This is a genomic window from Neorhizobium sp. DAR64862/K0K3 (assembly GCF_050500185.1).
Classification (GTDB): Bacteria; Pseudomonadota; Alphaproteobacteria; order Rhizobiales; family Rhizobiaceae; genus Neorhizobium; species Neorhizobium soli.
The window spans coordinates 1,822,238-1,846,766 of sequence record NZ_CP191449.1 but is presented as its reverse complement, the minus strand read 5'-3'; the positions used below and the strand labels follow the sequence as shown (position 1 = coordinate 1,846,766).

The 24,529-nt window shown below is 61.0% G+C and carries 11 protein-coding genes; 9 read left to right on the top strand and 2 right to left on the bottom strand.

The features are described 5' to 3' along the window. Nucleotides 1-33: 33 nt before the first annotated feature. Entirely contained in the window at nt 34-1,293 is a 1,260-nt protein-coding gene (locus tag ACQY1L_RS08975; protein WP_430240711.1) for a GGDEF domain-containing protein, read from the bottom strand. A 346-nt stretch (nt 1,294-1,639) separates the two neighbouring features. Here ACQY1L_RS08975 and clpP point away from each other — a divergent pair, with 346 nt between their 5' ends. From clpP to ACQY1L_RS08940, 7 genes are all read left to right on the top strand, one after another. Further along, on the top strand, nt 1,640-2,272 hold the full coding sequence (gene clpP / locus ACQY1L_RS08970) for an ATP-dependent Clp endopeptidase proteolytic subunit ClpP (protein WP_062453248.1): 633 nt from the start codon (nt 1,640-1,642) through the stop codon (nt 2,270-2,272). 298 nt (nt 2,273-2,570) lie between these two features. Continuing rightward, complete coding sequence (gene clpX, locus ACQY1L_RS08965) at nt 2,571-3,848, top strand: ATP-dependent Clp protease ATP-binding subunit ClpX (protein ID WP_062453247.1); 1,278 nt, start codon at nt 2,571-2,573, stop codon at nt 3,846-3,848. 441 nt (nt 3,849-4,289) lie between these two features. Continuing rightward, complete coding sequence (gene lon, locus ACQY1L_RS08960; protein WP_062453246.1) at nt 4,290-6,710, top strand: endopeptidase La; 2,421 nt, start codon at nt 4,290-4,292, stop codon at nt 6,708-6,710. Between the two features lie 186 nt (nt 6,711-6,896). Continuing rightward, nucleotides 6,897-7,172 (top strand): DNA-binding protein HupB, encoded by a 276-nt coding sequence (gene hupB / locus ACQY1L_RS08955; RefSeq protein WP_062453245.1) that lies wholly within the window; start codon nt 6,897-6,899, stop codon nt 7,170-7,172. Nucleotides 7,173-7,361: 189 nt separating this feature from the next. Further along, nucleotides 7,362-9,551, top strand: a complete 2,190-nt coding sequence (locus tag ACQY1L_RS08950) for an esterase-like activity of phytase family protein (RefSeq protein ID WP_430240710.1) — start codon at nt 7,362-7,364, stop codon at nt 9,549-9,551. A gap of 106 nt (nt 9,552-9,657) precedes the next feature. Then, nucleotides 9,658-10,893: a metallophosphoesterase family protein gene (locus ACQY1L_RS08945; protein ID WP_430240709.1), complete on the top strand. Its 1,236-nt coding sequence runs from the start codon at nt 9,658-9,660 to the stop codon at nt 10,891-10,893. 4 nt (nt 10,894-10,897) lie between these two features. Next, nucleotides 10,898-14,341 (top strand): AAA family ATPase, encoded by a 3,444-nt coding sequence (locus ACQY1L_RS08940; RefSeq protein WP_430261838.1) that lies wholly within the window; start codon nt 10,898-10,900, stop codon nt 14,339-14,341. Nucleotides 14,342-14,367: 26 nt separating this feature from the next. Here ACQY1L_RS08940 and ACQY1L_RS08935 read toward each other — a convergent pair whose 3' ends face one another. Beyond that, on the bottom strand, nt 14,368-15,216 hold the full coding sequence (locus ACQY1L_RS08935) for a DUF6030 family protein (protein ID WP_430240706.1): 849 nt from the start codon (nt 15,214-15,216) through the stop codon (nt 14,368-14,370). Nucleotides 15,217-15,657: 441 nt separating this feature from the next. Between ACQY1L_RS08935 and ACQY1L_RS08930 the strand changes: the two genes are divergently transcribed. Together ACQY1L_RS08930 and ACQY1L_RS08925 are read left to right on the top strand one after the other, a co-directional pair. After that, nucleotides 15,658-23,094 (top strand): type I polyketide synthase, encoded by a 7,437-nt coding sequence (locus ACQY1L_RS08930; RefSeq protein ID WP_430240705.1) that lies wholly within the window; start codon nt 15,658-15,660, stop codon nt 23,092-23,094. Next, complete coding sequence (locus ACQY1L_RS08925) at nt 23,091-24,524, top strand: aminotransferase class I/II-fold pyridoxal phosphate-dependent enzyme (protein WP_062453239.1); 1,434 nt, start codon at nt 23,091-23,093, stop codon at nt 24,522-24,524. Before ACQY1L_RS08930 ends, ACQY1L_RS08925 begins: the two co-directional genes overlap by 4 nt. Nucleotides 24,525-24,529 lie beyond the last annotated feature (5 nt).

The window sequence follows — 24,529 nt, the reverse complement described above, 5'->3', positions numbered from 1 at the left end:
TTGCAAGACTTTAGGCGGTCGTGGGCAACGGCACTATTGGCTGAGGACGACGATGCGTTTCAGCGACGCCACCTGTTGGGACACGCTGATGTCTTCGAAAAATTCTGCGGCAAACGGTGTTGGGGACGCAAAATCCGTCGACGGTACGATCATGATTTCCTGATCCGTATGAACGGCGGTGCGGTCGCGGCCGCTGGTCTTCGACACGTAAAGAGCCTTGTCGGCAGCGGTTAGCAACACGTCGATATCAGCGTCCTTCGTGGAGCACAGCGAGATGCCGGCGCTGACCGTCACGGCTATCCTGTGTTCGCCGACACTGATTGGCTGCCGTCTGAGCGTCGAGCGGATGGCCTCTGCAATACTGGCTGCTTCGACCATATCGGAGACGCGGATGATAGACGCGAATTCCTCGCCGCCCATGCGTCCGAACGAGCCGCGGCCGCGCTGAGCCGCCGCACCAATCCGTGCAAAGGCGGAGAGCACGTCATCGCCGGCCTGATGACCGTAGACGTCGTTGATCTGCTTGAACCCGTCGAGATCGAACTGGATGAAAGCAATCATGCTGCCATCCACCGCATCAACACCCTTCGACCGGTGAAACTCTTCCAGCAGACCGCGGCGGTTGAGCACGCCGGTCAGCGGGTCGGTCCGCGCCAGCTCTTTCAGGGTCAGCTCGGACCGCTCGGTCAGTAGTCGCGCCCCGCAGACGATGCTGCCGACAAAGACGAAAGCCGCCGGGAGATAGAGCCACGGCGAATGCGACGCAGCGACAAGCGCATCCGGTCTACCGATGAACACCATCAGGACAATCAGCGCACAGGAGAAGAACTGTATCCCGATGACGCTGGCAAACACGCGACGGGTGATACTGGGCGGACCGCGATGGTAAAGCAGAATGCCGATGATCATGGCGTGACCGACCATGGCCGCGACGTGGTGAAGGATGGCGCGACTGGCGAAGTCGCCGCGGACGGGGTCTAGAAACATCCCGGCAATCCAGATCAGGGCCGGAATGCCAACATAGGGTTCCACGGGCCGGCGGTCGAGCTGCATCAGGCCCGCAGCCCACAGGCCGATACCCGCAAGAACCATGGTATTGGCGACCTCGATCGAAACGAAGTCCGGAATGTCGCCGCGCATTGCGACCAGAGCTGCGCCAATCCCGTGCACAGCGAAGCCGCTGCCCCAGCTGAGATAAAGTGGTTCGCGCTCATAGTACCAGCGTGAAAAGAGCAGGACGGCGAGCGTCACCGCTTCAGCGGCCCAGATCAACAGACCCGTCAAGATATCCACGTCCAGCTCCGTCATTCATTCCCGGCCGCTTCAGTATGCGGCCAAGTCTTTAAGGCTGCGTTGCTGTTTTGCGTCGGTTATTTTGATTAGAATGCTGTCATTTATTCATATCTGCTTTACCCTGCTCGATCAAAAATGCTTGGATGGCCGTCGATACTTCTCTTTTGCCTCTGGTATATGAGAGTTGTTGCATTATCGGTCAGCCTCGCGCATCCCAAGCCGATTAAGGATATCGGGCTCTCCGTCTTGAAGTACCCGGCGGTGACACTCTATGTAGGAGATAACCCATTCCAATGATTCCGGAGCGCATCGCCGCCTTCGGCGATGCATTTGACAAAGGACGGACATGAGAAATCCAGTTGATACCGCAATGGCCTTGGTGCCGATGGTCGTTGAGCAGACCAATCGCGGTGAACGCTCCTACGATATCTACTCGCGCCTCCTGAAGGAGCGCATCATCTTCGTCACCGGTCCGGTGGAAGATTACATGGCGTCGCTCGTGTGCGCCCAGCTGCTTTTCCTCGAGGCCGAAAATCCGAAGAAGGAAATCGCGCTCTACATCAATTCGCCAGGTGGTGTCGTCACCGCCGGCATGTCGATCTACGACACGATGCAGTTCATCAAGCCGGCCGTGTCGACGCTCTGCATCGGCCAGGCCGCATCCATGGGCTCGCTGCTGCTGTGCGCCGGCGAGAAGGGCATGCGCTTTGCAATGCCGAACTCGCGTATCATGGTTCACCAGCCCTCCGGCGGCTTTACCGGTCAGGCCTCGGACATCGAGCGTCATGCCCGCGACATTCTGAAGATGAAGCGCCGCCTGAACGACGTTTACGTGAAGCACACCGGCCGTACGCTTGAGGAAGTTGAAAAAACCCTCGATCGTGACCACTTCATGACCGCCGACGAAGCTCAGGACTGGGGCGTCGTCGACAAGATCCTGACCACGCGTCAGGAAATGGAAGGCGTTTCGGCGTCTTGAGGCAATAGTGGCATCCGTGCTGCTCACCCGGATTTGAGTGATTTCGGGGGTTTCAAGTGGCACGGAACGCGCTATTAGTACCTATTAAGGCTGTGTTGAGTGTTTATGACATAGCATTGGCGTCTTAGGGGTTTCGTTGCAGCCGGTCATTCTGGACCTGCGAAAGCGAGTTTAAGGCCGGTAGAGTACCCCTTGAGCGAAGACAGGCGCGGCATGGCGTCCGCGCGTGTCGACAGCGACAAAGTTGACCGCGACCGTCTGGACAGGCGGATAGGCGGAGTGCTGGAAGGAAAGTGATATGAGCAAAGTCAGCGGCGGCAACGGCGGCGACTCCAAGAATACCCTGTATTGCTCCTTCTGCGGAAAGAGCCAGCACGAGGTCCGCAAGCTGATTGCCGGCCCGACCGTATTCATCTGCGATGAATGCGTCGAATTGTGCATGGACATCATTCGCGAAGAGAACAAGTCTTCGATGGTGAAGTCCCGTGAAGGCGTTCCCACGCCGCAGGACATCATCAAGGTCCTCGACGAGTACGTCATCGGCCAGAAGCAGGCCAAGCGTATTCTGTCGGTCGCAGTCCACAATCATTACAAGCGTCTCGCGCATGCCTCAAAGGGCGGCGATGTCGAGCTTGCGAAGTCGAACATCATGCTCGTCGGTCCGACGGGTTGCGGCAAGACCTATCTTGCCCAGACGCTCGCGCGTATCATCGACGTGCCCTTCACGATGGCCGACGCGACGACACTCACGGAAGCCGGCTATGTCGGTGAAGACGTGGAAAACATCATTCTGAAGCTGCTTCAGTCGGCTGATTACAATGTCGAGCGCGCCCAGCGCGGCATCGTCTACATCGACGAAGTCGACAAGATCTCCCGCAAGTCGGACAACCCTTCGATCACCCGCGACGTGTCGGGCGAGGGCGTCCAGCAGGCGCTTCTGAAGATCATGGAAGGCACGGTTGCATCGGTTCCGCCGCAGGGTGGTCGCAAACATCCGCAGCAGGAATTCCTGCAGGTCGACACGACGAACATCCTGTTCATCTGCGGCGGCGCCTTTGCCGGTCTCGACAAGATCATCTCTGCCCGTGGCGAGAAGACCTCGATCGGTTTCGGTGCATCCGTCCAGTCTCCGGACGATCGTCGCGTTGGCGAAGTGCTGCGCGAACTGGAGCCGGAAGATCTGGTCAAGTTCGGTCTCATTCCGGAATTCATCGGTCGTCTGCCGGTTCTGGCAACGCTCGAGGATCTCGATGAGGATGCGCTGATCCAGATCCTGTCGGAGCCGAAGAACGCGCTGATCAAGCAGTACCAGCGCCTGTTCGAGATGGAAGACGTCGAACTGACGTTCCACGAGGACGCGCTGCGCGAGATCGCCAAGCGCGCCATCATCCGCAAGACGGGTGCTCGTGGTCTTCGCTCGATCATGGAAAAGATCCTGCTCGACACGATGTTCGAGCTGCCGGCGCTGGAAGGCGTTCGCGAAGTGGTCATTTCCGACGATGTGGTGCGGGGCAATGCACGTCCGCTCTACATCTATGCCGACAGGCAGGAAGAAAAGGCCAACGTTTCGGCCTGATCCTCAGTGGTCATAGCAACATTGAGAAGGGGCCCCATTGGGGCCTCTTTTTCGTTTTAGCCTCGGCTATAGTTTTAGGCCGTATTACACGATTTTTGCACTGCAAAGAGTTGCAAGATAATCCGCTTGATTTAGACAGGGTCAGGGATGAACCTTTCCGTTCCGGCTGCTTCGCATCTTTTGTGCGTGTGCCGTTGATTTCGGACCTCGTCTCGAAGAGCTTTGTCGGCAAGAACGGTGGCGCGTCCGTGCTGAAGAGCTGACATTTTGCGTAATGCGTTATGCGTGGGCGCTTTGTCTGACGGCTGGTTGCACAAGGTGCAGTGCAGCGACCTTGCAAGGCTTGAAAACGATCTGTGAAAACTCCACTTTTAGCGGGAGTGAAGTGCTTGGGTAATTTCTCAAGCCATCCCGGCAACGGGACGATGGAAAGGAAATGACATGACGAATTCAACGTCTGCGGCATCCGGCGCTGAGACCTATCCGGTCCTGCCTCTGCGCGACATTGTGGTCTTCCCGCACATGATCGTGCCGCTGTTCGTCGGACGGGAAAAGTCCATTCGGGCGCTTGAAGAGGTCATGGGTTCCGACAAGCAGATCATGCTCGTCACCCAGATCAATGCCAGCGACGACGATCCTGAGCCTGAGCAGATCTACAAGGTCGGCACGGTGGCCAATGTGCTGCAGCTCCTGAAGCTCCCGGACGGAACCGTCAAGGTTCTGGTCGAAGGCAAGGCGCGCGCCCAGATCTCCGAATACAGCGACCGCGAAGAGTTCTACGAAGCCAAGGCCGAGATTCTGGCCGAGCCGGATGAGGACGCCGTCGAGGTGGAAGCGCTGTCGCGCTCCGTGGTTTCCGAATTCGAGAACTACGTGAAGCTCAACAAGAAGATCTCGCCGGAAGTCGTTGGTGCCGCGAGCCAGATCGAGGACTACTCGAAGCTGGCCGACACGGTCGCCTCGCACCTGTCGATCAAGATCACCGAAAAGCAGGAAATGCTCGAAACGGTCTCGATCAAGCTGCGGCTTGAAAAGGCCCTCGGCTTCATGGAAGGCGAAATCTCCGTCCTCCAGGTCGAGAAGCGCATCCGCTCGCGCGTCAAGCGCCAGATGGAAAAGACCCAGCGCGAGTATTACCTCAACGAGCAGATGAAGGCGATCCAGAAGGAACTCGGCGACGGCGACGAAGGCCGTGACGAGATGGCCGAACTGGAAGAGCGCATCGGCAAGACCAAGCTTTCCAAGGAAGCCAAGGAAAAGGCCGACGCCGAGCTGAAGAAGCTGAAGCAGATGAGCCCGATGTCAGCGGAAGCCACCGTCGTGCGCAACTATCTCGACTGGCTGCTCGGTATTCCGTGGTCCAAGAAGTCGAAGATCAAGACCGATCTTAACGCGGCTGAAAAGGTCCTCGAACTGGATCACTTCGGTCTCGACAAGGTCAAGGAACGCATCGTCGAGTATCTCGCCGTGCAGGCCCGCGCCACCAAGCTCAAGGGCCCGATCCTTTGCCTCGTCGGTCCTCCGGGCGTCGGCAAGACGTCTCTTGCCCAGTCGATCGCCAAGGCGACCGGCCGCGAGTACGTGCGCATGGCACTCGGTGGCGTTCGTGACGAAGCCGAAATCCGTGGTCACCGCCGCACCTACATCGGCTCGATGCCCGGCAAGGTCATCCAGTCTATGAAGAAGGCGAAGAAGTCCAACCCGCTCTTCCTGCTCGACGAAATCGACAAGATGGGCTCGGACTTCCGCGGCGATCCGTCGTCGGCGCTGCTCGAAGTGCTCGATCCAGCGCAGAACTCGACCTTCATGGACCACTACCTTGAGGTCGAATACGATCTGTCCGACGTGATGTTCATCACCACGGCGAACACGCTGAACATCCCAGGTCCCCTGATGGACCGCATGGAAGTGATCCGCATCGCCGGGTACACCGAGGATGAGAAGCGCGAGATTGCAAAGCGTCACCTTCTGCCGAAGGCTATCCGGGACCATGCGCTGCAGCCGAAGGAATTCTCGGTGTCGGACGATGCCCTGATGGCGATCAGCCAGCAGTACACGCGTGAAGCCGGCGTTCGCTCCTTCGAGCGCGAGCTGATGAAGCTCGCCCGCAAGGCCGTGACCGAGATCATCAAGGGCAAGACGAAGTCGGTTGCGGTTACCGCTGCCAACATCTCGGATTACCTTGGCGTTCCGCGTTTCCGTCACGGCGAAGCCGAAGGTGAGGATCAGGTCGGCGTCGTCACGGGTCTTGCCTGGACAGAAGTCGGCGGTGAGCTTCTCACCATCGAAGGCGTCATGATGCCGGGCAAGGGTCGCATGACCGTCACCGGCAACCTCAAGGACGTGATGAAGGAATCGATTTCGGCTGCGGCATCCTATGTCCGCTCCCGTGCCGTCGATTTCGGCATCGAGCCGCCGCGCTTCGACAAGTCGGATATCCACGTGCACGTGCCGGAGGGTGCGACGCCGAAGGACGGTCCGTCGGCCGGTGTGGGCATGGCAACCGCGATCGTTTCGATCATGACCGGCATTCCTGTACGCAAGGATGTCGCCATGACCGGCGAAATCACGTTGCGCGGCCGGGTGCTGCCGATCGGTGGTCTCAAGGAAAAACTCCTTGCGGCTCTGCGCGGCAACATCAAGGTTGTGCTGATCCCGGAAGAGAACGCGAAGGACCTCGCGGACATTCCGGACAACGTGAAAAACGGCATGGAGATCATCCCGGTGTCGCGTATGGGCGAGGTGATCAAGCACGCGTTGGTTCGCCTTCCCGAACCGATCGAGTGGGATGGCACGGTGGAGACTCCGGTCATTGCGACAGTTGACGGTGCCGACGACTCGTCGACAACGATCGCTCACTAAGCGGTGCCTTGAAGCCGCCACGAACTGATAAAAAAGCCGGCGAAAGCCGGCTTTTTTTGTGAAAAATGCCCAAGACCCCTTGTTTTTCAGGCTTTTTCGGAGCCTTTGGGTTGCCAAGTGCCGACGCAAAACTATTGTCGGCGCCGACCAAATGAGTCGTTCCAAAACCGTTGAAAGGGTGGAAATATGAACAAGACCGAACTGGTGTCCGCAGTGGCCGAAAAAGCCGGCCTCTCCAAGGCTGATGCCGCCTCTGCAGTCGATGCCGTTTTCGAGACTGTCCAGGCCGAACTGAAGAATGGTGGCGACATTCGCCTCGCTGGCTTCGGCAGCTTCTCCGTTTCGCGTCGCGAAGCATCCAAGGGCCGCAACCCGTCCACGGGCGCTGAAGTCGATATCCCTGCTCGTAACGTGCCGAAGTTCTCGGCCGGCAAGGGTCTCAAGGAAGCTGTTAACAGCTGATCAAGTATCCGGCGGCCTGCCGCCGCGATGCGACGATTTTGGAAGGCCCGGTGCGAACCGGGCCTTTTGCATGTCAGGCGAACTCGTTTTCAAGCCTTATCCGCAAGTCCGCCCTGCAACGCCAAAAACTGTCATCCGCCTGTCATGACAGTGCAGCACAAGCCGAGTGTAGTTTCACGGAGGCTTCCCATGACATTCTCGACACGCGCCGCTTTGACCGCGCTCCTCCTCGGCTCCGTTGCAGCTCCTGCCGGCGCCGAGCAAGTCTTCAACCGCATTGCATCCTTCCCGGTTGCCCAGAACCTGCCCAAGGACGAGGACAAGGCGACCTCTTCTGAGATCATCACGGCGACCGCCGACGGCAACACGCTCATCTATTCCGATGCGCCGGGCGGCACGATTGGCTTTATCGACATCACCGACGCGAAGGCCCCTAAGGCAGGCGGATCGGTCAAGATCGATGGCGAGCCGAACTCGGTCGCCGCAGTTGGTGCGAAGGTTCTCGTCACCATCGACCGGACCAAGGACCTCACCAAGCCCGCAGGCCAGCTCGGGGTGGTCGATATCGCCTCTCGCAAGATCGAGGCCACCTGCGATCTCGGCGGCCAGCCGGACTCGGTCGTCATCTCGCCGGATGGCAGGTTTGCGGCCATTGCCATCGAGAACCAGCGCGACGAAAAGCTCAACGACGGCGCTCTTCCGCAGCTGCCGGCTGGTGAATTGCAGATCGTCACCCTGAACAATGGCGTGCCGGTTTGCGACAGCATCCGTCACGTCGACCTGACGGGACTGTCCACTGTCGCTCCTGAGGATCCTGAGCCGGAATTCGTCAATATCAACGCCAACGGCGAAATCGTCGTGACGCTGCAGGAAAACAACCACATCGTCATCGTCGACAGCAAGACCGCAAAGGTTACCGCCCATTTCACGGCCGGCACGGTTGATCTCGATGGCGTTGACACCAAGACCGACGGCGCACTGACCTTCTCCGGCAAGCTCACGGCCATTCCCCGCGAACCGGATGCGGTGAAGTGGCTCGGAACCGATCGTTTCGTTGTCGCCAACGAAGGTGACTACAAGGGCGGGTCGCGCGGCTTCACCATTTTCGACCGCACCGGCAAGGTTCTCTATGACGCCGGCACGTCGCTCGAATATGCTGTCGCCCGCGTCGGTCACTTCCCGGAAAAACGTGCCAAGAACAAGGGCATCGAGCCGGAAGGCCTGGAAGCTGCGACCTTCAACGGTCAGAAGTATTTCTTTGTCCTGTCGGAACGCGGTTCGATGATCGCGGTCTACAAGGATACCGGCGCGGAGCCGGAACTGGTGCAGCTTCTGCCATCCGGCATCTCGCCTGAAGGTGCCGTTGCCATTCCCGGCCGCAACCTGCTCGCGTCTGCCAACGAAGCCGATCTCGGCGAAGACGGCGGTGCCCGCTCGCATGTCATGATCTACGAGCTTGGCGAAGGCGAAAAGGCCTATCCGATGCTGGTCTCCAAGGATGTCGACGGCAAGCCGCTCGGCTGGGGCGCCATGTCGGGCCTCGTCGGTGATGCGGAGAAGGACGGCATTCTCTACGCAGTCAGCGATAGCGTCTATGCCATGCAGCCCTCGATCTTCACCATCGACGCCACCAAGAAGCCGGCCGAAATCACCAGTGTCGTGCGTGTGACCCGCAACGGTCAGCCGGCCCAGAAGCTGGATATCGAAGGTATCGCACTCGACGGCAAGGGCGGCTTCTGGCTGGCTTCGGAAGGCGACAGTGCCAAGTTCGTCGGTCACGGCATCTACAACGTCAGCGCCAAGGGCGAGATCAAGTCCGAGATCGCGCTTCCGGCAGAACTTCTGGCAGGTGAAACCCGCTTCGGCCTCGAAGGCATCACCACAACCGGTTCCGGCGACGACCTGACACTCTGGATGGCAATCCAGCGCGAATGGAAGGACGATCCGAAGGGCCAGGTGAAGCTTCTGTCCTACAAGCCGAAGTCCAAGGAATGGGCCGCCGTTCGCTACCCGCTCGAAAAGACCGAAAAAGGCTGGGTCGGCCTGTCGGAAATTACGGCCCGCGGTGACTACCTCTACATCATCGAGCGCGACAACCTGATCGGCGACAAGGCAAAGCTCAAGAAGCTCTACCGTGTGGCAATCGCCGATCTGAAGCTGGCAAAGCTTGGAGGAGAGCTGCCGCTCGTCACCAAGCAGGAGGTTCACGACTTCCTGCCCGACCTGAAGAACGCCACCAACGGATACGTGGTCGACAAGCTCGAAGGTTTCGCCTTCGACAAGTCCGGCAAGGCCTTCGCCATCACCGACAATGACGGCGTCGATGACAGTTCTGGTGACACGCTGTTCTTCCCGGTTGAGATCAAGGCGACCAACTAAACCGTTCATCAACAGGAAAAGGCCGGGTGTTTTCGCACCCGGCCTTTTTTATTGCCGATGCGTGACTTAAGTCTGTCGTTCCCGATGTGTTCCAGCAGCCGAGTCGATGACCTCATTCCGCTTCATCCATGCCGCCGATCTGCATCTAGGCAGTCCCTTTCAGGGCCTGGCGCTGAAGGATGCCGAACTCGCCGATATCTTCATCGAGGCAAGCCGCAAGGCGTTCTCGGGCTTGGTGGACGAGGCGGTGGAGCGCAAGGTCGACTTCTTTATCGTCGCCGGCGATGTCTATGACGGCGACTGGAAGGACAACAAGATCGGCCTGTTCTTCAACCGCGAGATCGCCCGGCTGGAACGCGCCGGCATTCCGGTCTTTCTGCTGAAGGGCAATCACGACGCCGAAAGCGTCATCACCAAGACAATCACACTGCCGAAGAATGTCAGCGAATTCCCGACTGCAAAGCCCGGCACGTTCAAGCTGGATCACCTGAGGGTCGCGCTGCATGGCCAGGGTTTTGCCGAGCGCTCGGCCAATGAAAACCTGGCGCTTGCCTATCCGAAGCCGGAGGCCGGCTGGTTCAACATCGGCGTGCTGCACACCTCGCTGACCGGCCGCGAGCCGCACGCAGCCTATGCGCCCTGTTCCGTCGAAGATCTGCGGTCGCGTGGCTACGATTACTGGGCGCTCGGCCATGTCCACGATTTCGAAATCGTCGCCGAAGACCCGCTCGTCGTGTTCCCCGGAAACCTTCAGGGACGGTCGATCCGCGAGCAGGGGGCAAAGGGCGCCGTGCTCGTGACCGTCGAGGACGGGCGCATCGCCTATGAGCGCATCGTGACCGACAGCGCAAGGTTTGCCGAACTCGCCGTACTCGTCGAGCCGGACGAGACGCCGGCGGCAATCCTGCGGCGGCTGGAAGACCTTCTCGGCTCCGTGATCGATGCCATGGAAAGCCGCCCACTTGCGCTGCGCATCCGCATCAGTGGCCGCAGTCGCTTCCGCAACGAGATCCTGGCAAGAGCGGCCGATTTTCGCGATGAAGTCCAGGCCGCCTGCCATCGCGGCCATGAGGATATCTGGCTGGAAAAGCTAGAAGTAAAACTCGAAGCCGAGGTCGCATCGACGGGGAATTCGACCGATCTGCTCGGGCTCGAAGGCCTGCTGCCGACCGCGGAGTTCTCGCCGCTTCTGGTCAGCGAAGCCGAGGCCCGGATTGCCGAGATCGCCGCACGTCTGCCGGGCGGTATCGGTGCCGGCGACCTGGCGCTTGGCGATGACGCGGCAGCGCTGTTGGCGGAGGCGCGCGAGCTGCTTCTGTCGCGCGCGGCAAGGGTAGGGTAGTCACATGCGTTTTACCCGTCTCGACATCCTGCGCTACGGCGCGCTTACCGATCGCGCGCTTGCGTTTCGCCCCGATGCTCAGTTGCATGTCATCTATGGTCCGAACGAAGCCGGAAAGTCTTCGGCGCTGTCGGCGATCTCGGATCTGCTGTTCGGCTTTCCGACGGCTGCCGAATACAGTTTTCTGCACGACGCGACCGCACTTAGGGTTGGCGCTGAAATCGAGACGCGCAATGGCACCAAGCTGGGCTTTCGCCGTCGTCGCGGCCGCAAAAACACGCTGCTCGCGGCAAGCGACGCGGAAGAGGCGCTGCCGGAGGATGCGCTGGCGCCCTTTCTCGGCACACTGAACCGCGATGTGTTTCAGCGCGCCTTCGGTCTCGATTCGGCGTCGCTCCGGGCCGGCGGCCAAAGCATGCTGAAAAGCGGCGGCGAGATCGGCAGCCTGCTGTTTTCCGCAGCGTCGGGCCTTACCGGCCTCTCAGATCTGCGCAAAAGCTTCGATGCCGAAGCCGACACCATCTACGCGCCACGCCGCTCCAAGGACCGTTTGTTCTACCAGGTGCTCGACAGCCATGACGAGGCACGCAAGGCCGAGCGCGACAACGAGCTGAAGTCGGGCGACTGGAAGAAGCTGCTCGCCGAACAGGCCGAGCTGGAAGCGGAACTCGCCACCATCAAGACCGAGCGCGAAACCACCAAGCAGACCCTGGAACGGCTGCGCAAGCTGATGCGGCTGGAGCCGGTGCTGCGCGAAATCGATCGCGAGCAGGACCAGCTGGCGCAGTATCAGGCGCTGGGCTCGCTGCCGCCGGGCTTCGAGGATGCGTTGGAGCGGGCGCTGGACGAGTCGCGTCGCAACGACGACGCCCATCGGGCGGCGGAAACGGAAGTTTCGCGGCTGGGCGATGAGATCGCCGCCCTCCATGTCGACGACGCGCTGATCGCCGCTGCCGGCAGCATTCTCGCCCGCCACGCCGACAAGGGCGTCTATATGAAAGCCCGCGAGGATATCGCAAGGGTTCGCGGCGAGGTCGAGGATTTCGACACCCGGCTGGTGCAGCTGGGGCGGAGGTTAGGTCTCGTCAGGACCGACGACCTGGAACGCCACCAGCCGGCCGATGCCGATCTGGTGCGGCTGAAGACCCTTCTCGAGGAAGGCAGCGAACTCGACCGCAGCCTGAAACAGCTGCATCTCCGGCTGGAAGAAGAGCGCGAGGCGCTGCGGCGTCTGGATGAGGCCAATCCGGACAGCCGGCTGATCGATCCGAAACCATGGGCCGAGCAGCTCACGGCGCTCCGCCCCGAACTGAGTGATCTCGCAGGCATCGAAAACCTGCAGGTTCGCGTATCGCGGGCAGAGAGCGATCTCGCCGCCGCCGTCGCAAGGCTCGATCCGCCGGTCAAGGACATCGACGCCCTGCTTGCGAGCCCGCTGCCGGATCTCGCAGCGCTCAGCAGCCACCGCAAGCTGATCGACGATGCGCGCGCCGTGCATGCGAGGATCACCCAGACGCTGACGACGGTGAAGGCCGACGCCAAGACCGTGGCCGATCAGATGGCGGCGCTGGAAGGGCAGGGCCGCATCGTTTCGCGTGCTGACATCATGGAAGCCCGCCAGCTGCGCGATGCTGGTCTTGCCGCATTCGGAGCAAAGCCATCAGCGGATAAGCTCGCCGATGTGCACAAGGCCGTTCAGAATGCCGACGAACTGGCCGACGCCGCCCTGACCGACGCCGAGCGCGTGTCCCGGCACGCACAACTCAGCTTGCGTCAGCACGAGATCGAGCATCAGTTGACAAACGCCCGCGCCGAAGCGCGCGAAAGCGATATCGCGCTGTCGGACGCGATCACCGAATTCGAGGACCTGTTCCGCTCGGTGCCCGTCTCCCCGCTGTCGCCCGAACGCATGCTCGAATGGCGCCGCGGCGTCGAAGCCCTGTCGCATCAGGTCGATGCGCTAAAGGATGCACGTGACGCGCTGCAGACCGCGCGGCTGAAGGAAGAGCGGTTGAAGCCGGTGCTGGTCGGCCTTGCCGACGCGATTGGTCTTGCCGCAACCGCCTTGCCGCCGGCGGCCCTGGCGCGCGCTCTCGATCGCAGACTGGCGGAGATCGCGGAACGCTGGACGGAAAGCCGCTCGCTGGAGGGCAAGCGCCATTCCGCCGTCGATGCGCTGCAACGTCTCGAAGAGCGCGAGACCGTTCTGCGCCGTGAAGTCGACACGTGGCGAGCTTCATTCTCCAACGCTGCGACCATGGCCGGTCTGCCGGATGAGGCGACGGTCGAAATGGCGGCCGCAGCGCTCGATGTCTGGCGCAGCGTGCCGGATCTTCTGGCCGAGCGCGAGAACCGCAGGCGCCGGGTGCGCGGCATGCAGCGCGACATGGAAACCTTCGACGAAGAGATCCGCAGCCTCTGCACCAAGGTGGCGCCCGACCTGATCACTGTGCTGGCAGACGTCGCCGCCGGCCTGCTCAACGACCGGGCAGTGGACGCCAATGCCGCCGCCAAGCACAAGGCGGCGATGTCAGCTGACCTGGAGCGTGCGACGCTCTCTCTCGAGCGCTACGCCACGCGCCAAAAGACCCTGCAGGACGAGCTTGCGGCCCTTGCCGCATCCGCCTCGCGAGACGTCGCCGACCTCGAACAGGTCCTCGAAGAATTGCGCCAGCGAAGCCGGCTGAGCGGACAGCTGCTGCAGTGCCGCTCCCGTTTCAACGAACACGCCGATGGTGACGACGAAGTGGTAGTGCGCTCGGCGCTGGTCGATTTCGACAAGGTGACCGCAGGGCTCGAGATCGAGCAGCTGGAAAGCGCCGATAGCAGGCAGATCGACCGGATTTCTTCCCTGCGGACCGCTGAGGCAGACAATGCCCGCCGCCGCCGCGAACTCGAAAGCGGCATCGGTGCCGAGCGCGCTGTGTTCCAGAAGCATGCGGCCGAAACCGAGGCGAGGGACCTCGCCCGTCGCTGGGTGGTGCTGAAGCTTGCAGCGAGCCTTCTGTCGTCTTCGATGGAAAGCTATCGCGAGCAGCAGGCCGATCCAGTCATGCAGCGGGCAGGAAAGGTTTTTGCGGATCTCACCGGCGGACGGTTTGCCAAGCTGGTGCAGCTCTATGACGAGAAGGACGAGCTGCAGCTTGCCGTCGAGCGAAACACCGGTGAGCAGGTTCCGCTATCGGGCCTCAGTGAAGGCACCGGCGACCAGCTCTATCTGGCGCTGCGTCTGGCTTTCCTCGAGGATTACTGCAGCCGCAACGAACCGGCACCGCTGATCCTCGACGACATCTTCCAGACATTCGACGACGAACGCACCGCCGCCGGCATCCGTACCCTCGCTGCCGCCGGCGACAAGTTCCAGACGGTGCTGTTCACCCACCAGCTGAGCCTGGTGGAAACGGCGCAACGTGAACTCGGCGAGCGGCTGGACTTGATCAGGCTTTAACGCAATCTGACGGTCGCGTAGCGTGGCTAGCCTTGCGGCGAAAAAACTTGCCCCACTGGCAGCGTCAGGCAGCCGATCCGCGTGCTGACGATCGCTCGCTGTGACGCCCTGCCAGGTTCCGGCGTCGGTACCGGGCATGCCGTGGTAACGGGATGGGCAACGAGGAGCAGGTTGAACCGCCTCTGGTCCATCATTTCGGGGACAAAGGTGGCGCGGTAGTTTTCGAGATCGGATTTAAACGCCGTGCGGGCGGAAAGCCTTGCCTCGAGATGCGACCGGCTCTGCGGTGTCAGCGACAGGCCGTAACCGTCGAGCGTGGTCAGTGCAGTCTGCAACAGCGCACCGTCGTGGCGCTCATCCGTGAAACTGAGCTTGATCCGGAAGGTACGCAGGTCATCCTCTCCAACCCCTTTCGCTTGGATGAACAGAGACGCGGGATCTTCACCCGGGCCCAGCGGCAGGAAGAACGTGCACTCCCATACATTGGCGCCCGCTAAGAAGTTCGGCGGTTCGCCGCCTATGCCCGCCAGTGCCTGGCAGCGTTCCTCGGTTGATGTCGTAACGGGTGGGATGAGACGCGACGTGTCGTGCGCCAGCGGCCGGACCAGTCTGGGCAGCTGCTTGCTACTCGCCGCAAGCCGTCGCTGGCGCCCGATGCGAACAGCCGGTGCGGGAGGAGGAGGAAGCAGATAGGTTTGCAGGCCGAACTGGCGCACCAGACGCTTATAGTTGCGCCCTTCGTTGACGAAAAGGACGGTCGCCGCAAGCCCGCTGAAGACAACGAGAAGGAATACCGCAAGAACGAACAACCGGCCGCCGCGTCGGCGACGCTGTTCGGCAGGGGTCGAAATTGCGGGCCTCTCCTCTTGCGGCATAGTCTTGTTCCGATCGAGGAATGCCTGCGATGATGCCTGCGCTTACCACATTACTAACAGGCTTCAAATCTAGAGATTCGCCATATTTTCGATTCGACCGGCGGTCATCAGCGCCTGGCGGACGAGTTTACGCTGGTCGGAGCTGTAAGCTGTCTCGCCTTCTCAACTCCATTTGCAGGCGTGGTGCCGCTTTCTGTTCACTGTATGGTTGATTGTTGCTGTAAGGTATCTGGCGATCCAACCCATGCTAGTATAAACAGGAGGCAGGTTATGTAATGGCTTGTTTATGCAATAACTTTGTGCTTTTTGCGAACCCCTGAACCCGCCTTGGGCCATATGTGTATTAGCTTTTCTCGTGACATCCGCTAATAAGTATGTTGTTAAAGTTGTCCGATGCGGGCATTCCGCATCCGCCATTTTAGCTGTGAAAACAGAGTGACAATGACGATCGAAATTATTGGTAGAGCCTGTGTGGCGCCGGGTGCAAGCTCCGTCAAGGAACTCAAGACGATCCTGAGCGGCGGCCGTTGCACCGTTTCGGAGATCCCTGGAGATCGATGGGACTTGGCACGTTTCTGGCATCCGGCACAGGGTGTCGCTGGAAAGACCTATACGTTTGCCGCAGGCGTTATCGACAGGCTGTATGACTTTGATCCTGCCGTTTTCGGCATTTCGCAGCGCGAGGCCATGCAGATGGACCCGCAGCAGCGCGTGCTTCTGACACTGGTCTGGCAGGCGCTGGAAGACGCCAATCTTCCGGCAAGCACGCTCGCCAAGGAGAAGGTCGGCGTTTATATCGGCGCGTCCAGTCTCGAAAACAGTACGCTGTCGTCGGAGGATCCGGCATCCGGCAGCCCGTATTTCATGACTGGCAACACGCTCTCGATCGTCTCGAACCGCATTTCGCACGTCTTCGGCCTCAATGGGCCGAGCATGACCATCGACACCGCCTGCTCGTCGTCGTTGGTGGCGCTGGATCAGGCGGTGCGCTCGCTCGAGCGCGGTGATATCGACACCGCGATCGTCGGCGGCGTCAATATCCTGGTCAACCCGCTCTCCTTCGTCGGCTTCGCGCAGGCGCGGATGCTGTCGCCCGAAGGGCTTTGCCGTGCTTATGACACCAACGGCCATGGCTATGTCCGCGCCGAAGGCGGGGTGGCGATCGTCCTTCGTCGCAGCGATCGCGCGAAGCGGGAAAATGACCGCAGCTACGCCAAGATCCACGCAACAGGCGTGAATTCTTCGGGCCGCACCAACGGCATCAGTCTGCCATCGCGGGAAGCGCAGGCCGATCTTCTGCGCTCGATCTATCAGGGCAACGGCATCGACGTGAACCGCGTCGCCTTTATCGAAGGCCACGGCACGGGAACGCGTGTGGGCGACCCGGCGGAAGTCTGGGCCATTGGCACTGTCATCGGCCAGAACCGTCCGGCTCCGCTGCCGATCGGTTCGATCAAGTCGAATATCGGCCATACCGAGCCGGTGTCGGGTCTTTTCGGTCTCATCAAGGCGATGATCGCGCTGGAAAACGATTTCCTGCCCGCGACGCTGCATATCGAAAAAGCCAACGAGGATATCGACTTCGCCTCGCTCAACGTGCGGGTCAATATGTCCGCGATGAAGCTGATGCCTGCCAAGGGCGCTCGGCTCGCTGGCATCAACTCGTTCGGCTTCGGCGGCACCAACGCCCACGTCGTGATCGGCGATCCCGATCCGGTCGACACGCCGGCGCTGCCCGCCAAGGCCGACAGCCAGTTCTTCTTTGCCAGCGCCCATAGCGCCACCGCCCTGAAGTCGCTTCTGGAAAACTACCAGTCGGCCCTCGAACGCTCCGATGCTGTCAAGGCACGCCGGATGGTCGCCGCCTCCAGCGCCAATCGCGACCCGATGCGTTATCGCTTCGCCGTCGAAGCCAAGGACGAGGGCAGGGTTCTCAAGGCGATCGAAACGCATTTGGCCGGAACGGCTTCGCAGGGGGAGCGCGGAGAAGCGCCGTCCCATGCCGGCAAGACAGCTTTCGTGTTTTCCGGCAATGGTGCGCAGTGGGCTGGAATGGGTGTTGAGGCCTATCGTGAAAGCCGCCATTTCCGCCAGTGCTTCCAGTCCTTCAGCGCGCTGTTCGAGTATCACCTGGGCGAAAAGCTCTCGGATCTGCTGTTTGCCGACGATATCGGCACTAGGCTTGCCGATACGAAGATCGCCCAGCCGATGCTGTTTGCGATCCAGGCTTCCATCTCGGATTGCCTCGCCAATCTCGGCGTCCGCCCGGATGTCGTGTTCGGTCACTCCGTGGGCGAAATTGCAGCTGCCTATGCCGCCAAGGCCCTGACCGCTGCGGAAGCCGTTGCGATCGTTGCCAAGCGCTCCAAGTCGCAGGATCTGTTTGCCGGCAAGGGCAAGATGGCTGCCGCTGTGATGAACGAGGAGACGGCGCTTGCCTTCGCAAAGACCCATGGTCTGAACGAGATCGGCGTCGCCGCCATCAATGCACCGAACTCGGTCACGATTTCCGGTCCGACTGACGAGATCCAGGCGTTTCGCGATGCGGCACGCAAGGCGCAGACCGTCGTCCATGTTCTCGACATCAACTACCCGTTCCATCACCCGATCATCGACAGCGCGCGCGATCTTTTTCTCGCGGACCTGCCGACGATCGAGCCGAAGAGTGGCGCTTGCACCTATGTTTCGACGGTCACCGGCGGCATCTACGACTGCCGCGGCCTGGATGCCGATTACTGGTGGCGGAATGTCCGCGATCCGGTTCTCTTCAAGTCCGCGGCCGAAACAGCACTGGACCTCGGCTGTAACCTCTTCATCGAGATTTCGCCGCGTTCAATTCTGTCGAACTATGTCAGTGAAATCGCCAAGCATGCGTCGCATTCGGCTGTCGTGATCGGCACCCTGCAGCGCGAGACCCCGATCGAGGGCCGTGACCCGGTCGCGCAGTCGTTTGCCCGCGCCATCGCCCACGGCGTCTCGCCGAGCGTGTCGCGCCGTAGCAGCAAGCGCGATGCGTTTGCAGGCCTCCCGGTCCTGCCGCTCGAGCCGTCCGTCTTGAAGATGGCGAACACGACCGATGAGGTTGATATCTTCGGCCGCGAACACCGCGGCAGCTACTCGCTGCTCGGATGGCGCACCGATCCCAACAGCGCCCACTGGAAGAACCATGTCGACGCGCAGCTTTTTCCGGATCTGGCCGAGCACGTCGTCGATTCGCGCGCGATCCTTCCGGGTAGCGGATTTGTCGAGATCGCCGTCACAGCCGCCCAGGTGCATTTCGGGTCCGACGACGTCGAACTGACGAATATGGAGATCGTGCGTCCGCTCGAACTTCGTACCGACCGGCTGCTCGAGCTATCGACGATCCTGTCGCCCGAGACAGGCGATATCGAAATCCGCTCGCGCGAACGACTGAGCAGCGACGACTGGACCGTGCATGCGGTGGCCCGCTGCCGCAAGCCAGTAGAGCATGCATCTGACCGTCAGATCTGGCGCGCCAACGAAGGCGAAAGCGCGAAGCTCTCCTCGCTGGAGGTCTACGGGACTGCCGAAAAGTTCGGCCTTCAATACGGCCCGCACTTCCAGCTGCTGCGCGAAGCGCGCGTCTTTGGTCGCAACACCGTCGAGGTCGATCTGAAAGCGGCCGAGGCTCCGGCCCACCCCTATCTGACCTACAACCTCAACCCGTTCTCGGTGGACGCGGTGTTCCATGGCCTCGTTGCCATGTTCGACCAGTTATCGGGCAGCGATGCCGGCTCTCCCTATATCCCCGTACGATTTGGTTCGGTTCGGGTGGGGGCGCGGGCCAAGCCTATTACCCGTGCAGTCATTGAGATCGAACGGTTCAGCGGCTTCTCGATCAAAGTCAACTTCCGCATGTTCGGGGAAGATGGCGAAATCGTCGCCTCTTTTGACGACTGCCGGTTCCGCCGCACCTCGTTGCGTCGTCATCACACGCTGGCTTCGGTTGCGTTCCATTACGAAGCCGTGCCGTCGACGATGTCAGGCAATTTCGCTCGGATCGGGTTTGCCGGCGGTCTACTGGCCGCGACGACGGATGCAGAAGCCAAGGACACTGCGTCGTTGATGCTGGATGCAATGATTTACCGTGCCTGCCACGAGATTGCGCTGTCGCTCGCATCACAGGTCGGGTTCGTGTCCGTTACCGAGTTCCCGGGAGAACCCAATTTCCGGGCTTTCCTGGCAAGCTGTCTGTTTATTCTGGAAGATGCCGGGATCGCGTCGTCCGAGGAATCCGGCTGGCGCGTGCCGTCCGAATTCACCATGCCGGCCGTCTCTGAACTTCTGCAAGAAATCTACCGTGAGGATTCCGGACGTATCGCCGAGGCCGTGCTGCTGCACAATGCCTATCGCGATGCTCTGGAACACCTGTCGCTTACCGGCCTCCATAGTGGCGAAGACGTCTCCGAAGCGCGCCACACCAGCGAAGCAACGCTCGAACACGTGCTTGTTCACTCGCCACTTGGGCGCAAGCGCTCCGATCTGGCGCTGCATCTTGTCGAGCAAGCCTGTCGGGCCAATGGCGGCCGGACCCGGGTCATTGTCGAGCTCGGCTCCACATCCGTATCCGTCAGCAGCAAGCTTGCGTCGCTTGCCGTCGATCACTCGGCGACGCTCGCCATCGTCGAGCCGCGCGAAAGCGTTCGCCGTACGCTCGAACTTGCCTTCGAACAGCATGCACATGTCTCGGTGATCGAGCCGAAGGCGCTGGCCGATCTCCGCGGCATCGATGTGATCGTTGCCGCCGGACTTGAAAGCCAGGCGGTTCTGGTCGCCGACGATAGCCTTCGTTCGGCTGTGCGAGGCGCTGCCGCAAGAGGCGCTGCATTCCTGTTCGTCGACCGTGCACCGTCAGCGTTCAACGACTTTGCATTCGGCCTGTCGGATGACTGGTTTGCCGCAAGTCAGTCGCCGGAATTCCCGGTCGGGCGTCTCGCGACAACCGAACAGGTAACCGACCTTCTGACAGGTCTCGGCTTTGCCGCCCCGCTTGTCGAAGAGAAAGATGTGGCCGAAGGGCTGCTGATCGTTGCAGGCGCATCCTCGGCCGCGGCCGACCAGCTGCAGGCGCTGCCGTCGATCCCGTCGGCGCTCGTCTTCGCTGAAGATGTTGCCCGTGCTGCAGCGTTTGGTGACGGCGACACCGTCGTCCTGCTCAGCGCGGATCCGGATGAGTTTGCGATTTCGCAGTCGCTTGCCCGATTCGATGGCAAAGCCGTGCAAGCCATCTTCCTCGCCGAACGTCTGGGTGATCGCGAAGCCTCCGATGTCGCTCTGGCACGTCTCGAAAACCTGAAGCGTATCGTTGAAGCGTTCACCCGCCATAGCGCCAGCCTCGCGTCGGGCGACCAGTCCCGTCTCGTGATCGTCGCACCCGGCGGCTCGCCGCTTGCCGGTGAGGCGACTGATGACGTCAACGCCGGTCTCTGGACCTTCGCCCGCGTTCTTCAGAACGAATACGATGCGGTCGCCACGCACCTTCTCGATCTCGAGACGGACAGTGCGGAACTCGGCCTTCATGTCGGCGAGATCCTTGCATCCGCCAGTACCAACAGTGAGTGGATCCTGCGCCATGGTTCGCTGTCGGAAATCCGCGCATCGAGCGGTCCGTTCGGGCCGAAGGATACAGAAAGCGCCGACTTCACCGCGGCCACGATCCGTCAGACGGTGAATGGACGCGTCGACAGCATCATCTGGGAGAGCGCCTCCGAGCCGGTGCCGGATGCCGACGAGATCGTTCTCGCCGTGGAAGCGGCCGGCCTCAACTTCCGTGACGTCATGTGGGCCATGGGCCTGCTTCCGGAAGAAGCGCTCGAAGACGGCTTTGCCGGCGCAACCATCGGCATGGAAATGTCCGGCCGCGTCATCTCGGTCGGTGCGTCGGTGACGGATCTCGTTGCCGGAGACCGTGTCATGGGCATCGGCCCGGCCGCCTTCTCCACCCACGTCAAGGTTCGACGCGACGGCGTTACGAAGTTCCCGGCCCGCCTCGACTTTGAGGCTGCTGCAACCGTTCCGGTGGCATTCCTCACGGCCTATTACGCCATGGTCCAGCTCGGCCATATCGAACCTGGTGAAACCATCCTCATCCATGGGGCGGCCGGTGGTGTGGGTCTTGCAGCCTTGCAGATCGCCAAGCTGAAGGGTGCAGTTGTCATCGCGACGGCCGGTACGGTGGAAAAACGCCGCTTCCTGGAAGCGCTTGGTGCAGACCATGTGTTCGACAGCCGCTCGCTGGATTTCGTGGCCCGCGTGCGCGGCGTGACCGGCGGCGAAGGTGTAGACCTCGTGCTCAACTCGCTGTTCTCGGAAGCGATGGAACGCAGCCTGGAACTGGTAAAACCGTTCGGACGCTTCCTCGAACTCGGCAAGCGCGACTATTATTCCGACCGCAAGATCGGCCTTCGTCCGTTCCGTCGCAACATCAGCTATTTCGGCATCGACGCCGACCAGTTGCTGGTGAAGCTGCCGGCGATCACGAAGAAGATCTTTACCGAGATCGGCATCCTGTTCGAACGGGGCGACCTGTCTCCGCTGCCCTATCGCGCCTTCGGCTATGACGAGATCGGCAGTGCCTTCCGTCTGATGCAGAATGCCGGCCAGATCGGCAAGATCGTCATCCGTCCGCCGGTTGCCGGCAAGGACAAGGTGGTGATTTCAAACGAAAAGCCGGTCGCCTTCGATCCGGATGGCATCTATTTGGTTGCCGGCGGCATTGGAGGCTTCGGCCTCGTTGCAGCGGACTGGCTTGCCGCACGCGGTGCCAAGCAGATTGCACTTTGCTCGCGCAAGGGCGTTGCCGACGCTGAAACCGAGGCGGCGATCGCCAAGTGGCATGCGAAGAGCGTGAAGGCATCTGTCCACGCCTGCGATATCACCAGCGAGCCGGCTCTTTCGAAGCTCCTCGACAGCCTGCGCAAGCAGGCTCCGATCAAGGGCATCGTGCACGCCGCCATGGTGCTCGACGACGCGCTTCTGTCCAACCTGACGCCTGAGCGCAACCGCCCGGTTGTCGAGGTCAAGGTTCGCGGCGCGGCTCTGCTCGACAAGCTGACGGCGGGCGACGACCTCGATCTCTTCCTCGTCTTCTCGTCGGCCACGACCATGCTCGGCAACCCGGGCCAAGCCAACTACGTCATTGCCAACGGCTATCTCGAAGGTCTTGCCCGTGCACGTCGCGCGGCCGGCAAGCCGGGTCTCGCCGTCGGCTTCGGCGCCATTGCCGATACCGGTTTCCTTGCACGCAATGCCGAGGTCAACGAAATCCTGTCCAAGCGAATCGGCAAGACGGCCATGAAGGCGCGCGATGCGCTGGAGCAGGTCGAACGCTACATGGCGTCAGACACCGGCACCATTGATGCGGCAGCCGTGATGATTGCCGAAGTCGACTGGCAGGCAGTGCGGATGCTGCCGATTTCCAACGCCTCGATCTTCGAGACGGCGATCCGTTCGGCTGGCAATCAGCAATCGGCCTCCGATGGCGACCGGATCGATCTTGAGGATCTGATCCGTGGCAAGTCGGCGGATGAAGCGCAGCAGCTTCTTCACAACCTCGTCGCGTCTGAAATCGCCACGATCCTGCGTGTCACGGAAGACAGTATCACGCCGGAAAAGGTCTTGAAGGATATCGGTCTCGACAGTCTGATGGCGATGGAGCTCGGTATGAGCTTCCAGCAGAAGACGGGCTTTGATATTCCGCTGAGCGGAGTAGGGGAAGACACGTCCGTCAGCGACGTGGTAAGCCGTCTGAGAGAGCGTGTCGCCAAGCGCAACGGCGAGGACGACACCGTCCAGAACGAAGTGATCGACCGGCTGGTCAAAAGCCATTCGACGCAGCAGAAAGCCGCAACGCAGTGACAGACAGCAGTTCGGATGAAACCCGGCCCTCCAAGCTGAGCCTTGGGGGGAAGGGCAATTTTATCGACCAGATGCGCAAGGCCAACGAAAACGTCGGGCGCAATCGCACGACGCGGCTCAATGCACAGCCGCAGCAACCGGCCCGCCCTCCGGTCGGTTTTGACGCCTTGCCCGAATATCAACGGGTCATGGTGCAGCGCAAGGCGAGCGAAATCATCGGCGTCGACAACCCGTTCTATCGCTCGCACGACGAAGCCGCCGGCGCGACGACGACCATGGACGGGGAAGTCTATGCGAATTTTGCTTCCTACGACTATCTCGGTACCAACACGGACCCGAGGGTGACCGAAGCCGCCAAGGCTGCGATCGATCGTTTCGGCATTTCCGCCTCCGCCAGCCGTCTGGTCGCAGGCGAGCGCCCGGTGCATGCGGAACTCGAAGAAAAGCTTGCCAGCGTCTACGGCGTTGATGCTGCAGTCTGTTTCGTCAGCGGCTACCTTACCAACGTTGCGGCAATCAGCTGTGTTGTCGGCCCCAAGGACCTCGTCATCCACGACGAATTCATCCACAACAGCGCGCTGGCCGGCATCAAGCTTTCCGGCGCCACGCGGCGCCTGTTCAAGCACAATGACGTCGATAATCTCGAGACGGTGCTCAACACGCTCGCCGGCGATTTCCGGCGCGTGCTCGTGATTGTCGAGGGCGTCTATTCGATGGATGGCGACATCGCCGACCTGCCGCGCCTGATCGAGCTGCGCAATCGGTACGGCTTCTGGCTGATGGTCGACGAGGCCCATTCGCTCGGCGTTCTCGGCAAGACCGGTCGCGGCTCGTTTGAACATTTTGATATCGACCCGAAGAGCGTCGATATCTGGATGGGCACCCTGTCGAAGACAACGTCGAGCTGCGGCGGATATATTGCCGGTAGCCGGGCGCTGGCTGACATCCTCAAGGCAGAAGCGGGCGGTTTCGTCTACAGCGTCGGGCTTGCGCCTGTTCTGGCAACGGCTGCAGCCACGGCCCTCGATATTCTGCGCGAGGAACCGGATCGGGCCGAGCAGTTGCACCGGAACGGTTCGCTGTTTTTGAAGCTCGCCCGGGAAGCCGGTCTCGACACAGGATTGAGCCTCGGCTTCTCCGTCGTGCCGATCCTCGTCGGTGATTCGCTTCGCTCCATCCAGCTGTCGAACGAATTGCTGGAAGATGGCGTCAACGCTTTGCCGATCATTCATCCCGCCGTCCCGGAAGGCATGGCCCGGTTGCGATTCTTTATCACCAGCGACCATACGGAAGAGCAGATTCGCCACGCGGTGGAATCGACAGCAAGACGCCTGAAGGACCTGCAGGACAGGAATTTCGGTCTTGCCTCTCTCAGCCCGGAAAAACTGATGCAGCTTGCGCCGCTTCTCCAGTCGCCTGACAACACCTGAGGCTG

Excerpts from the sequence above, each read along its gene's own strand:
- ACQY1L_RS08950 (WP_430240710.1), top strand. The coding sequence starts at position 7,362 with ATGACATTCTCGACACGCGCCGCTTTGACCGCGCTCCTCCTCGGCTCC.
- clpP (WP_062453248.1), top strand. The coding sequence starts at position 1,640 with ATGAGAAATCCAGTTGATACCGCAATGGCCTTGGTGCCGATGGTCGTT.
- clpX (WP_062453247.1), top strand. The coding sequence starts at position 2,571 with ATGAGCAAAGTCAGCGGCGGCAACGGCGGCGACTCCAAGAATACCCTG.
- ACQY1L_RS08945 (WP_430240709.1), top strand. The coding sequence starts at position 9,658 with ATGACCTCATTCCGCTTCATCCATGCCGCCGATCTGCATCTAGGCAGT.
- ACQY1L_RS08935 (WP_430240706.1), bottom strand. The coding sequence starts at position 15,216 with ATGCCGCAAGAGGAGAGGCCCGCAATTTCGACCCCTGCCGAACAGCGT.
- ACQY1L_RS08940 (WP_430261838.1), top strand. The coding sequence starts at position 10,898 with ATGCGTTTTACCCGTCTCGACATCCTGCGCTACGGCGCGCTTACCGAT.
- hupB (WP_062453245.1), top strand. The coding sequence starts at position 6,897 with ATGAACAAGACCGAACTGGTGTCCGCAGTGGCCGAAAAAGCCGGCCTC.
- lon (WP_062453246.1), top strand. The coding sequence starts at position 4,290 with ATGACGAATTCAACGTCTGCGGCATCCGGCGCTGAGACCTATCCGGTC.
- ACQY1L_RS08930 (WP_430240705.1), top strand. The coding sequence starts at position 15,658 with ATGACGATCGAAATTATTGGTAGAGCCTGTGTGGCGCCGGGTGCAAGC.